This window comes from Brumimicrobium sp. (genome assembly GCF_048268645.1).
Taxonomy (GTDB): Bacteria; Bacteroidota; Bacteroidia; order Flavobacteriales_D; family Crocinitomicaceae; genus Brumimicrobium; species Brumimicrobium ulvae.
Genome location: NZ_JBLWVE010000008.1, coordinates 1 through 12,621, shown reverse-complemented (window position 1 = coordinate 12,621; position 12,621 = coordinate 1). Strand labels below are relative to the sequence as shown.

At 35.8% G+C, this 12,621-nt stretch carries 12 protein-coding genes; 3 read left to right on the top strand and 9 right to left on the bottom strand.

The genetic code is table 11. The features are described 5' to 3' along the window. Positions 1-11 precede the first annotated feature (11 nt). The 9 genes from ACN0U3_RS07970 to ACN0U3_RS07930 form a co-directional block, all read right to left on the bottom strand. Complete coding sequence (locus ACN0U3_RS07970; RefSeq protein ID WP_417265781.1) at positions 12-1,460, bottom strand: FKBP-type peptidyl-prolyl cis-trans isomerase; 1,449 nt, start codon at positions 1,458-1,460, stop codon at positions 12-14. Positions 1,461-1,538: 78 nt separating this feature from the next. Further along, complete coding sequence (gene ftsY / locus ACN0U3_RS07965; protein ID WP_299205915.1) at positions 1,539-2,495, bottom strand: signal recognition particle-docking protein FtsY; 957 nt, start codon at positions 2,493-2,495, stop codon at positions 1,539-1,541. A 77-nt stretch (positions 2,496-2,572) separates the two neighbouring features. Further along, a complete protein-coding gene (locus ACN0U3_RS07960) occupies positions 2,573-2,728 on the bottom strand; it encodes a DUF4295 domain-containing protein (RefSeq protein WP_299205916.1) in 156 nt (51 codons plus the stop codon). 7 nt (positions 2,729-2,735) lie between these two features. Then, the gene (gene rpmG, locus ACN0U3_RS07955; protein WP_299205918.1) at positions 2,736-2,918 is read right to left on the bottom strand and encodes a 50S ribosomal protein L33; all 183 of its coding nucleotides are present in this window, start codon (positions 2,916-2,918) and stop codon (positions 2,736-2,738) included. Between the two features lie 43 nt (positions 2,919-2,961). Further along, positions 2,962-3,198, bottom strand: a complete 237-nt coding sequence (rpmB, locus tag ACN0U3_RS07950) for a 50S ribosomal protein L28 (protein ID WP_299205919.1) — start codon at positions 3,196-3,198, stop codon at positions 2,962-2,964. Between the two features lie 310 nt (positions 3,199-3,508). Further along, positions 3,509-4,183: a hypothetical protein gene (locus ACN0U3_RS07945; protein WP_417265780.1), complete on the bottom strand. Its 675-nt coding sequence runs from the start codon at positions 4,181-4,183 to the stop codon at positions 3,509-3,511. Positions 4,184-4,210: 27 nt separating this feature from the next. Then, positions 4,211-4,984 carry a toxin-antitoxin system YwqK family antitoxin gene (locus ACN0U3_RS07940; protein WP_299205923.1) on the bottom strand — a complete coding sequence of 258 codons (774 nt, stop codon included), beginning with the start codon at positions 4,982-4,984 and terminating at the stop codon, positions 4,211-4,213. Beyond that, positions 4,968-5,528, bottom strand: a complete 561-nt coding sequence (locus ACN0U3_RS07935) for a D-glycero-alpha-D-manno-heptose-1,7-bisphosphate 7-phosphatase (protein WP_417265779.1) — start codon at positions 5,526-5,528, stop codon at positions 4,968-4,970. Before ACN0U3_RS07935 ends, ACN0U3_RS07940 begins: the two co-directional genes overlap by 17 nt. Beyond that, complete coding sequence (locus ACN0U3_RS07930) at positions 5,512-6,459, bottom strand: glycosyltransferase family 2 protein (protein WP_417265884.1); 948 nt, start codon at positions 6,457-6,459, stop codon at positions 5,512-5,514. The genes ACN0U3_RS07935 and ACN0U3_RS07930 overlap by 17 nt, the downstream gene beginning before the upstream one ends. A gap of 287 nt (positions 6,460-6,746) precedes the next feature. Between ACN0U3_RS07930 and ACN0U3_RS07925 the strand changes: the two genes are divergently transcribed. From ACN0U3_RS07925 to ACN0U3_RS07915, 3 genes are all read left to right on the top strand, one after another. Continuing rightward, positions 6,747-10,217 (top strand): S8 family serine peptidase, encoded by a 3,471-nt coding sequence (locus tag ACN0U3_RS07925; RefSeq protein ID WP_417265778.1) that lies wholly within the window; start codon positions 6,747-6,749, stop codon positions 10,215-10,217. A gap of 487 nt (positions 10,218-10,704) precedes the next feature. Continuing rightward, positions 10,705-11,574 carry a succinate--CoA ligase subunit alpha gene (gene sucD / locus ACN0U3_RS07920; RefSeq protein WP_299205928.1) on the top strand — a complete coding sequence of 290 codons (870 nt, stop codon included), beginning with the start codon at positions 10,705-10,707 and terminating at the stop codon, positions 11,572-11,574. Between the two features lie 71 nt (positions 11,575-11,645). Beyond that, complete coding sequence (locus ACN0U3_RS07915) at positions 11,646-12,350, top strand: SDR family oxidoreductase (protein WP_417265777.1); 705 nt, start codon at positions 11,646-11,648, stop codon at positions 12,348-12,350. Positions 12,351-12,621 lie beyond the last annotated feature (271 nt).

Genomic DNA, 12,621 nt, shown 5'->3' with positions numbered 1-12,621 from the left:
TCCTCAAAATATTATTGTCCTTGTTGTTTCTGAAGTTCCTCTTGAAGTTGCTTCAATTGTTCAGGTGAAATTTGCTGTTGTGGTGCCATTTGTTGCGCTTGAACAAGCGTACCTGGCGCTCCTGACTTAATGACTTCGATTTCGAAAGACAAAGTTTCGTAGGGTTGAATTCCACGGTTTCCGTTTTCACCATACCCTAAATCATAAGGTAAAACCAATCTATAACGACCACCTTCTCTCATTTTAGGAATCGCCAATTGCCAACCTTTAACAACACTATTCAGTGAGAAAGATGGAGCAGGTTGATTACCTTGAGCAGATGTCATATAACTGTTTTGAATCACTTCTCCATTGGAAAGCGATAAAACATAATGAGCTTGAACATCATCTCCTTCTTTTACTTTTTTCCCTGTTCCTTCTTCTAAGGTTGTTAGAACAAACCCTGAAGGGTCAACAATTGTATTGGGTCTTTGCTTTGCTGCTTCAATCATTTCTCTACCTTGTTCTTTAATTGAAGAATAACGCTCAGCTTGTTTTAAAACTTTAGTGTGAATTCCAATAGCGGTAAAAGGTTGAATAAAATACCCTTGACCATTAGGTGAGTACACACCATCTTCACCAAAAGCTAATTCATAAGAAGAATAAACAGAATAATCTCCACCTACTTTCATGTCTTTAGCAGCAATCTTCCATACTTGAGGGATTAAAATATCATCTGTGGTTAAGATCATCGAGTTTTGAAATTCAGGAAGTCCCGTATTTTCATAAGTGGATACCAAGGTATCACCCGTAATACTAGTAATCGTTAGAAGGATATCAAACTCTTTATTCAAGTCAATCGCTTCACCTTCACCAGGCGTATTTTCAATAAATATATATTCTTCATCTGGATTTTCGTCCTTCACATTATCAGGATTCTTTTTGGCCATATCCATCATAAACTTTTCTCCATTCGATTTATTCAAGTCATTATGAAAGTTCATGATCATCGTTTGACGCTCATTGAGGTCAATGATTGTATCAGCACCAACTAAAGAGTTTGCAAAACCAATTCTGGCCACATCGAAGTTAACTATATCCAAACCGTTTTTCACAACAAGTGATTTTCTCAATCCTTCACCAAAAACAGCTCCGTAACAATGAGATATTTCTTTCATTGTGTAATTGGTAGTATCGATACCTTGACCACTCGCGTGTGTTTCTTCGAGCATGTCGTTACAATCTTTGGCAGAAAGGTCTTTTGACGATAAGTAATCATAAAACCCTTTTTCTAATTCTGTCTTGTTCAGGGTAGCGAAAATTTCTTCAGGAATACTTTTGAAACTAGCTCCAATATCAGCACCTAATGCGTAAGATATTCTTTGTTCAAAATCTTCTAGATTAATTTCAGAAGCATCTTTTGGTGATGAGCTACACGCCACAAAAAATGCTGTAATGGGAATAAAAATTAATTTTTTCATACGTTAGTTAAAGGGTTTTAAAAAATATGTTTTTGCAAAGTAAATAAGTATAGTTACATGAACACAAGAAAATGTAAACTATTCTCCAAATAAAGAATCAACAAACGCTTTTTTATTGAAGGCTTGTAGGTCTTTCATCTGTTCACCAACCCCAATGTATTTAACAGGGATTTTCATCTGGTCTGAAATACCAATAACAACACCACCTTTAGCGGTACCGTCAAGTTTTGTAATTGCCAAAGCATTGATTTCAGTTGCAGCAGAGAATTGTTTGGCTTGTTCAAAAGCATTTTGACCAGTAGAACCATCCAAAACGAGTAAAATTTCATGAGGTGCACCTGGAACAACTTTTTCCATTACTCTTTTGATTTTAGACAATTCATTCATCAAATTGATTTTATTGTGCAATCGCCCAGCGGTATCAATAATTACAACATCAGCACCTTGCGCTTTTGCTGACTGGAGTGTTTCAAAAGCAACAGAAGCTGGATCCGCTTGCATACCTTGCTCCACAATCGGCACCCCTACTCGTTCAGACCAAATAATCAATTGATCAACAGCAGCTGCCCTGAAGGTATCTGCAGCACCTAGCACTACATTTTTCCCCATTTCTTTGAATTGGTAAGCCAGCTTTCCGATAGTTGTTGTTTTCCCCACACCATTCACACCTACAACCATGATTACGTGAGGGTTATTGTCTGGATAGCTTGGAATCTCATATTCAATATCGCCTGTATTATTTTCTTCCAATAAACTTGCGATTTCTTCCCTAAGAATACCTTGCAGTTCATTGGTATTGACGTACTTTTCTTTCGCTACACGTTCTTCAATACGATCGATAATTTTTATGGTTGTTTGAACACCAACATCAGATGTAATTAGCACCTCTTCTAATTCATCAAGAACATCTTCATCAACCTTTGATTTACCAACAACAGAACGTGTTAGTTTAGATAAAAAACTTGTTTTAGTCTTTTCAAGACCTTCATCAAGTTTCTTTTTTTTATCCTTAGAAAATAACCCAAATAATGCCATAGTTTAAAAAAAAAGAAAAGCTCCCTACCAAAGGCAAGAAGCTAATTATAAAATAATATTGATTAAAGATGCTATAGTTATTTCGTTTTAGCGAACCAATCTTTAACCTCTTCGTTACGTACCATTTCTTCTCGGAAAGAATACGCTCCTCTTTCGTTTTTCACCATCTTAATCACTTTAGTGTGCGCTTTACCACCACCTGTTTGAATCGATGCTACTGATTTCTTTGCCATAACTTAACTATTTAATTTCTTTATGAATTGTCATTCTCTTAAGAATAGGATTGAATTTTTTCAATTCTAAACGCTCAGGCGTATTTTTTCTATTCTTAGTACTAATATATCTTGAAGTTCCAGGCTTACCTGACTCCTTGTGCTCAGTACATTCTAATATTACTTGAACTCTGTTTCCTTTTTTTGCCATTTTCTTTCTTTTTCCTAGTGAATAACTCTACTAAGGCTATTGACTATTTTAAATATCCTTTCGCTCTTGCTTCTTTTACACATGCAGTAATACCATTCTTATTGATAGTACGCAACGCTGAAGTTGAAACTCGAAGGGTTATAAACTCTTTCTCTTCTGGAAGATAAAACTTCTTCTTTACTAAATTAGGGTAAAACTTACGTTTTGTTTTAATATTAGAGTGAGAAACATGATTCCCTACCATTACTCTTTTCCCTGTTAATTGACAAACTCGTGACATAATTAAAAATAGTTTATGCTTAATACAAAAGCGGCTGCAAAGAAATATATATTTTCTGAATTAGCCAAGGGTTCGGAGATTTTTTTTTACTTTATTAAAAAAAGAACTTCTCCCCCTTTTTTTTTACGAATTGCAAATATAGACTTTTGATAGAAACTAAACAAGTTTTCATTATTTAAAAATTATGATTTTTTTTACGTTTACATCTACCTCTTGAATCAAAATAGGGATAACACTAATTATCAAACTGATAAACAATAAAAACAAAATAGGCAAGTCATTGTTTTTCTATCTAAAGTTAGTGATTTATCTACTCTAGACCATAATCGATTACTTGATAATGTACTTCAGAACCTTTCCTTACATCTAGCGTGTCAAAGTTTTGGATCGTTAAATCTTTAAAACTGCGTTTAATTAATCCTACATCTTTAGCGTAAACTTCATACATTTTTCGATAATCCACCAAGGAAAAGAAATCATCATACTCTACTTCTGTTGTTTTTTCAAAAAAGATATTGTTGATGGTCCTACTTGAATTGACATTGGAATAGTACACCAGCTCTTCTTCCTCTGGATTAAATGCGTTTACATCCCATTCAACTCCTTCTTTGACAGCAAATATCATTTTAATTTTCCGCTGATTTTCCTCAACGATCTCTCCTCTACCTCCATCAATTATTCGTGTCCATACACGGTGGTCAAGTAGATTTCCTGAATTTAAGTCATATTTAGATTGAAAAAATTTCCGTGCACGTCGTCCTGAATTATCGACAAATTCTTCCCCTATTTTTGTTTTTAAACGATATCGAATAGAATCATGTTGAGGGTTTAAATCTACATCATGAAATACCTCCAAAACATCGTACTCAACAAAATGACCTTCCTCCATGGGAAAGTAGGCATAGCCAAAGTCAACAGTTTCTTTTTCCTTACAAGCAGAAATCAACACCATCAAAACAGCCAATATAATTAAAGGTCTATTCATATCATTCTATCTAGTGGTTTCAAGATACTAATAATTTGGGCTAATTCCTTTTTCTTTTAGGTTTTGTAGGTGCTTGGTCAATGCTTCGTCTTCTAAATGCTCTCCATTTCTGTAATATTTCCTCCCCAATTCTTTTCCTGCCTCGTCATAGGTTGTCCACCAACCATGTTTTTTTCTTCTTTTCCAACGTTCAATAATCATCGGTTTACCATTGGGATGATTTTTTACAATCTCACCATCATATACCCCAGAAGAATAACGTCCTTTGGTTTTCACCACGCCATCAGGAAAGTACTCTATAAATTCTCCGTGAAGACGACCATCCTTATAATTGGCCTTACGCAAAACTAACTTAGTTTTTGTATCTGTAACTTCTGGACCGTAATAAGTAATGCGTTCACCATTCAACACACCATTAACATAAGTTTCCTCATAGCTGTAATGACCTGTAGGTAAAAAGTGAGTCCAAACGCTATCCTTTTCTTGATTTCTATAAATTCCATGAGCAATCAACTTTTCATTCTCATGATAATAAAATGCTTCCGATCGATTACTTCCTTCGTCATGAACAATAATTGTTCGAACAGTCTTAGATGGGTAATAATAAACAAATTTCCCTACTGGTTTATCGTCCTTGAACTGACCTTTATACCGAATTATTTCAGAATTCTCATAAAACTTAACCCACTCTCCCTGTTTTTTACCATTAGCGTCAGTTTGATTTACTTGAGCTTCAAGTCCGAAACCAAAACCAACCAAAACAAGTAAGCCTAAAATGTAACTTTTATCTAATAATTTCATTTGCTAGTTCTTTTAAATTTTTCACTGAAAAATCAGGTATTATATCCACTTTTTCTTCAGACTGAATTAACGCAGTCTTCATTCCAAGATTCATTCCAAACTTCAAGTCAGACGCAGTGTCTCCAACCATCACCGAATGTTCAAAATTAATGTCTGGAAAATCACTTTTTGCCTCAAGTGCCATTGCAGCATTTGGTTTCCTTCTGTCTGGTTCTTCGCCCCTTAGGTTACTTGCAAAATAGACTTTATCAATATAAACACCTTCAACTGCTAAAGCTTTGATCATGAAGTTGTGAATTTCGTCTAAATCTCCTTCAGTCATTATTCCTTTCCCAATACCTTGTTGATTGGTAACGACAATTATTTTGGAAAATTGTGGAGCCAACAGCTTAAGTCCTTCAATCACTTTCGGTAAGAAGATAAAATCTTCAACCCTTGTGATGTAGCCTTCGAAATTCCTTTGATTAATTACACCATCTCGATCCAAAAACAAAGTCCAAGTAGGATCCTTCTTTGCATTCAACATGTTAAATTTCAGTTTCAATTAAGTAAACATTTCTTGAAGAGGAGTTCCTTCCAATCAATTCTGCAATGAATCCAGCCAAAAAGAATTGACTTCCAATAATCATTGCGGTTAATGCAATATAAAACTCTGTACGTTGTGCAATTAAAGGCGAAAGTCGGTCGGAAAAGAAACTAAGAATTTTATCTATTCCAAGATATAAAGCAAATCCAAATCCGATCAAGAAAAGTAAAGTTCCAATAGCTCCAAAAAAGTGCATTGGTTTTTTACCAAATTTTCCAATGAAGACCACTGATAACAAATCTAAAGGACCATTCATGAAGCGATTGAGTCCAAACTTTGTTGTACCAAATTTTCTTGCTTGATGTTGTACTACTTTTTCTCCGATTTTATTGAATCCTGCATACTTGGCCAACGGTGGAATATACCTATGCATATCACCATACACCTCAATACTTTTCACCACAATAGAACGATAAGCCTTGAGTCCACAATTGAAATCATGTAAATAAATACCTGTTAACTTGCGGGCTGTCCAATTGTATAATTTAGTTGGTATTGTTTTAGAAAGCGGATCATACCTTTTCTTTTTCCACCCAGAAATCATGTCATAACCATCCTCTTTGATCATTCGAATCATTTCCGGAATTTCTTCTGGTGAATCTTGAAGATCGGCATCTAAGGTCACCACATAGTCTCCTTTTACAGCTTCAAAGCCTTTCTGCAAAGCAGCTGACTTCCCATAGTTTCGCTGGAATTTAATCCCACGAACATTTGTATTGCTCGCCCTTAATTTCAAAACAGCATCCCAAGAGCCATCTTTACTTCCATCATCCACGAAAATAATTTCATAAGTGAATTTATTGGCCTCCATTACAGAGACAATCCATTCGTGTAATTCAGGTAGTGACTCGACTTCATTATAAAGCGGGACCACAATAGATATTTCGATTTTTTCAGCCATGACTGAACAAATATAAAAAATTCTTCCGCTCAAAGTATCCTTCTTTAAATTTTACACCAGATTTTATTGAAAGGCTTTTGAGTAAATGAGCAAAACCACTCCCTACAAATTGAACAACGGAAAAGGAGTTATTTACAGTTAGTGGTGAACACATCCTACATCACCCACTTTGGGATTACAAGAATAGAGAACTATTCTGATTCATAAAGACTTATTTTTCTGATTTTTCCTTTATCTTGCGAATGCTAAAATTATAAAACAATTAACTACATATTATGAAAACAATAAGGCTAACGTTATTCTCTTTATTTATCATTGTTTCTTCATTTTCTCTAGGACAACTTTCAAAAAGTTCTCCCAAAGCCATAAGTGACAATATCATTGTTAGAATGCAGAAAAATGAGGATCCAGCAATGCTCAGTAAACTTGTTCCAACTCACTTTGAATTAGAGGTAGCTGAAGTACTTTCTCAACATTCAGATATATGGTTATTAAAGTTCAATGATGACAATACAAATATTGATGAAGTATTAGAAGTATTGTACCGTGTGAATACAGTATTGTTTGCACAACCCAACAGAGAGGTAGAATTAAGGGCTGCGCCAAACGACCCTTTGTACACCAATCAATGGCACCATGACAACATCGATTCTGAGCTGGCTTGGGACATCACTACAGGTGGAACCACAGCAAATGGTCACGATATTGTTATTGCCTTAATAGAAAGTGCTGATGTCATTAATCACCCAGACTTACAAGACAATCAGTGGATCAACACCGCTGAAATTCCAAACAATGGAATTGATGATGATGGAAACGGATATGTTGATGATTACAACGGTTGGAATGTTTCTACCAACAATGATGCTATTGGAACAGGTTCTCATGGAACAAGTTGTGCAGGAATGATGGGTGCAAAAGGCGATAACGGAATAGGAGTGTCTGGAATCAATTGGAATGTTAAAATTATGGACATTGCTGGACATAATTCTCCATTTACAGAGTCAAATATTATTGCGGCCTACAACTATGCATTAAGCGCACGTTTACTTTGGAATCAGACCAATGGTGCAAGTGGTGCTTTTGTTGTTGCTACAAGTGCATCATGGGGGGTAGATGGTGGAGACCCAAATAGCTATCCAATTTGGTGTAGTTTTTATGATGATTTAGGTCAAGCAGGAATCCTCAACGCTGGAGCAACTACAAATCAGAATCAGGATGTGGATACCTTTGGTGATGTTCCAACAGGTTGTGCAAGTGACTACATGATTGGAGTGACGGCAACCAATTCTTCAGACATCATAGACTTTGCTGGTTATGGAGAACAAACCATCAATATCGCAGCACCAGGGTCTAGCATTTATACGACCGCCGCAAATGGTCAATACACTTCAACTTCTGGAACTTCATTCGCTTGTCCTTTAACAGCAGGCCTCATTGGTCTATTGTACAGTGTTCCCTGTAGTGATTTAGATAATTTAGCGATGAGTAATCCACAAGCAGCAGCAGATATGGTAATGCAAGCCCTTTATAATGGAGTGGATCAAAGTCAACATCTAATAGACCGAACGATATCCGGAGGGAGAATAAATGCAAAGAACTCAATTGACCTACTCATGCTTGATGTCTGTAGTTCTTGTTCAACGCCCAACAACATCAATGTAACTACAGTTAATGACTATGATGCGAGTATTGTATTTGACCATAATCCTGACGCAACTTCATATGTGGTATCTATACAAATAGCGGGAACTGGAGTTTGGACAGATTACACAACAACAAATAATAGTTATACATTCACAGGTCTTACCAGCTGTACAGAATATGAATTTAGAATTACTTCAGACTGTTCTGGAGAAATCGGAAATTCATCAGCCATTGGAACATTTAAAACCTCAGGTTGTGGAAATTGTATTGACTTAAATTATTGCGAAACAAATGTAATCAACCCTGCATTAAGTTTAACGGTAACAAGTCCTGCTTCCATTCAAGGAAATTATAGCTATCAAGAATCTACCTCATTTGGAGGTCCCGTAGATAATGGATATCAATATGGTGAATTAGTACTTGTTAATGATGGCTCTGCGAATCCTAATGAGGGCTGTAACCCACTCACTAATGGTGCAGCTGTAAATGGAAATATTGCAGTTGTTTATAGAGGGAGTTGTAACTTCACAGACAAGGCAATGAATGCTCAAAATGCAGGTGCTACAGCAGTGATTGTCATCAACAATGTTGCCAATCCAAGTACAATTAATATGGGTGGGATAAACAACAATGTGACTATCCCAGCAATTATGATTTCGCAAGCTGATGGAGCCATATTGGTGAATTCGATCAATAATAATGAAGCTCCGAAAGCCATTCTAGGTCAACAAAACGAATGGGTTGAATCTTTCCTTATTGACGGAAATACAATCACTACAGGAGATAACAATGGATATGTTTTGAATGACAGTCCTATCGCATTGATTCTTGGCCAAAACTATCCATTCACCTTAACACCTGGCTATGATGGTCAAGCGCTAGAAGAATATACTCGAATTTGGTTAGACATCAACCAAGATGGTGTATTTGATGTTTCTGAAATGATCTATGATCAAGGTACAGCAGCAACTGGCGTGCTCACAGATAACCTAACGATTCCGGCTACTGCTTTAACAGGAAGTACGCGAATGAGGGTTCAAATGGCCTATCAAGGTCTTGCTAATTCATCGCTACCTGACGTATGTGGAGACCTTACATCAGGAGAAATTGAAGATTTCTGTGTGACTCTAAGTTCAGGAAGTGTTTGTGGTATTAAAGTGACATCGACAATCAACGACCCGGCATGTTCACAAGTAAACAACGGTGAAATCTCAGTAAACGTTACTGCTGGAACCCCACCCTATAGTTACCTATGGAATAATGGACAAACAGGATCAAGTATTTCCAATCTTACTCCAGGAAATTATAGTTTAAGCATTACGGATGGAAGTGGCTGTGATACGACTATCAATTTCGCATTAACCTACACGCTACAGCTTTCAATTAACGAGACAATCACGCATCCAAGCTGTCAAAACACAGAAGATGGAAGTATTACTGTTAATGCAAATGGAGGCAATAACTTTACTTACAATTGGAACAATGGCCCCTCCTCTTCAACGTGGTCAGGTCTTGGCGATGGAACTTACCATGTAACGGCAAGTAATGATATAGGTTGTACTGTCTCAGGATCATACAGTTTAAGTGCGCCAAACACTCCTGCTCCAACTGCAAGTTTCACTACCAACGAAAATGGCTTATCTGTTATCTTCAACAATACTTCAACTAATGCAAGTACTTATTTATGGGATTTTGGTGACGGAAACACTTCTACACTTGAAAACCCGACACATGTTTATGCTGAGAAAGCAAACTATAATATTTGCTTAACTGCATATGGAGAATGTGACACAACAGTATATTGTACAAGTATTAACGTCAATGATGATCTTTCCGTTATAGGTGAAGGGGAATTAGAAAATGGAATAAATATTTATCCTAATCCTGTTAAAAACAAGGTGACCATAGAGAAAATCAATTCTAAAGCATCACGAGTTGTGATTTACAATGCCAGTGGTCAGTTGATTGATAAAGTGTCACTTTCAACCGCATCAACAACAATCATTTTGAGTGACTGGAAGCCTGGTGTTTACTTCTTCCATATCATGGATGAAAGCAGAAATCTAATTTCAACACAACGTGTAAGCGTGTTGCAATAATTAATTCTATTAGATAATGAATTGATTCAAGATATAAAAGTCTTGGCTCTTTTTTTTTGAATTGAATAAGGAAAAAATAGCCCCAAAGAAAAAGAGGAATAAATGCAGTACATTTATTCCTCTTTTTGCTAAACCATGCTAAAACTATAAAACCCGATTATTCAACTATGATTAAATAACCTATTGCAAATATAAGGATAAAAATCTTTACAAAAAGAAAAAAAGTAATTTATTTTTAGTTCATTTCGATCAAACACGTTAACAATCTAGTTTTGCGTCTTTTCAAAAAGAAGAAATGTTACCTAACAATTGGGATGAGAAAGAACCAGGATAAATATAAGATCTATTTCAGGTAAAGTATTCGCTATAAAATATAATGGTGAATGAAAATAAAAAGTTAAAAAATATTCTTTAGATTTTACTTGTCTTTGAGTAGAGTAAACTCTATTTTTGGGCAAATTAACAATAAGTAGAAAACCCGCGAAAAATGAGCGTATTAGTAAATAAAGATTCAAAAGTAATTGTACAAGGATTCACAGGTAGTGAAGGAACTTTCCATGCAGGTCAAATGATCGAATTTGGAACAAACGTAGTTGGTGGAGTTACTCCAGGAAAAGGAGGCCAAAAACATTTAGACAAACCAGTATTTAACACAGTTCAAGATGCTGTAGATAAAACAGGTGCAGATGTATCTATCATTTTCGTTCCACCAGCTTTTGCTGCGGATGCAATTATGGAAGCTGCTAATGCAGGGATTAAAGTAATTATCTGTATTACTGAGGGTATTCCTGTAAATGATATGGTTAAAGCTAAAGAATATATTTCTGCTTATGACTGTAGATTAATTGGACCAAACTGTCCGGGTGTTATCACTGCAGGTGAAGCGAAAGTAGGGATTATGCCAGGATTTGTATTTGAAAAAGGATCTGTTGGTATTGTATCTAAATCTGGAACATTAACATACGAAGCTGCTGACCAAGTAGTGAAAGCAGGATTAGGTATTACAACTGCAATTGGTATTGGTGGTGACCCAATCATTGGAACAACTACTCAAGAAGCTGTTGAATTATTAATGAACGATCCTGAAACTAAAGGAATCGTTATGATTGGTGAAATCGGTGGTAATCTTGAAGCAAAAGCAGCAAGATGGATCAAAGACAACGGAACTAAACCGGTTGTTGGATTTATCGCAGGTGAAACTGCACCAGCAGGTCGTACAATGGGTCACGCAGGTGCTATTGTAGGAGGAGATGAAGATACTGCTCAAGCCAAAAAAGCAATTTTAAGAGAATGTGGTGTTCATGTTGTAGACTCTCCAGCAAAAATTGGTGAGAAGATGGCTGAATTATTAAAATAACATTCAACATAAATATTAAAAAAGGGAACCAAAAGGTTCCCTTTTTTGTTTTAAATATAAAAGTAATAAATATGGAAATTAAAGGAAGTACAGCATTGGTGACAGGAGGAAATTCAGGATTAGGAAAAGCAACAGCAATGCTATTGATTCAAAAAGGAGCGAAAGTTATTATCACTGGAAGAGATCATCAAAAAACCATTCATGTCGCAAAAGAAATTGGAGCTATTCCCTTTCAATGTGACGTAACAAAAGATGAACAGATTGATGAGCTTTATAAATTTATAGAGGGAGAGCATGGAAAGTTGGATATACTTATAAATAATGCAGGTATTGGAATCAGAAAATCATTATTAGAACTTACTCGAGAAGAATTACAGCAGGTATATGAAGTGAATGTATTTGGAGCTGCTATGGTAGCGCAAGGAGCTAGTAAGCTTTTTGTTAAGCAGAACTATGGAAATATTATTAACATCGCATCAACGGCATCATTAAAAGGTTATCCTACTGGATCTATTTATGCTTCATCTAAATTCGCGCTCAGAGGAATGACACAATGTTGGCAAGGTGAGCTGAGGAAAAACAATATCCGTGTAATACAGGTTAACCCAAGTGAAGTCCCTACAGCTTTTGGAGATGAACAAAACAGAACTGAAAGACCATTAGAATCAAATAAATTAACACCTAAAGATATTGCTATTACAATAGTTAATACTCTAGAGATGGACAACAGAGCATATATTCCAGAAGTTACGGTTCATGCAACAAATCCTTTTTAAAAAAAGAAAATACACATCAATTTTATCAGCTCAACCACAAGAAATAACAATTTATTTCTTGTGGAAAATAGTTTATAATAATTTATATAACGGAGTTTGGATAAAAATTAGAATATTTATTTTGTAAACCTTCGTAGACACTCGAAGATTTAAATTTACGGTGCTCTCCCAATGGGAGCAAATAGCATAAAACAAAAAAACCTCACACAAATGAATGTATGAGGTTTTTATAAAAGTGGCGTCGTCTTACTCTCCCACCCTTAAAAGGGCA

Excerpts from the sequence above, each read along its gene's own strand:
- ftsY (WP_299205915.1), bottom strand. The coding sequence starts at position 2,495 with ATGGCATTATTTGGGTTATTTTCTAAGGATAAAAAAAAGAAACTTGAT.
- ACN0U3_RS07970 (WP_417265781.1), bottom strand. The coding sequence starts at position 1,460 with ATGAAAAAATTAATTTTTATTCCCATTACAGCATTTTTTGTGGCGTGT.
- ACN0U3_RS07960 (WP_299205916.1), bottom strand. The coding sequence starts at position 2,728 with ATGGCAAAGAAATCAGTAGCATCGATTCAAACAGGTGGTGGTAAAGCG.
- ACN0U3_RS07925 (WP_417265778.1), top strand. The coding sequence starts at position 6,747 with ATGAAAACAATAAGGCTAACGTTATTCTCTTTATTTATCATTGTTTCT.
- ACN0U3_RS07945 (WP_417265780.1), bottom strand. The coding sequence starts at position 4,183 with ATGAATAGACCTTTAATTATATTGGCTGTTTTGATGGTGTTGATTTCT.
- ACN0U3_RS07915 (WP_417265777.1), top strand. The coding sequence starts at position 11,646 with ATGGAAATTAAAGGAAGTACAGCATTGGTGACAGGAGGAAATTCAGGA.
- ACN0U3_RS07940 (WP_299205923.1), bottom strand. The coding sequence starts at position 4,984 with ATGAAATTATTAGATAAAAGTTACATTTTAGGCTTACTTGTTTTGGTT.
- rpmB (WP_299205919.1), bottom strand. The coding sequence starts at position 3,198 with ATGTCACGAGTTTGTCAATTAACAGGGAAAAGAGTAATGGTAGGGAAT.
- rpmG (WP_299205918.1), bottom strand. The coding sequence starts at position 2,918 with ATGGCAAAAAAAGGAAACAGAGTTCAAGTAATATTAGAATGTACTGAG.
- sucD (WP_299205928.1), top strand. The coding sequence starts at position 10,705 with ATGAGCGTATTAGTAAATAAAGATTCAAAAGTAATTGTACAAGGATTC.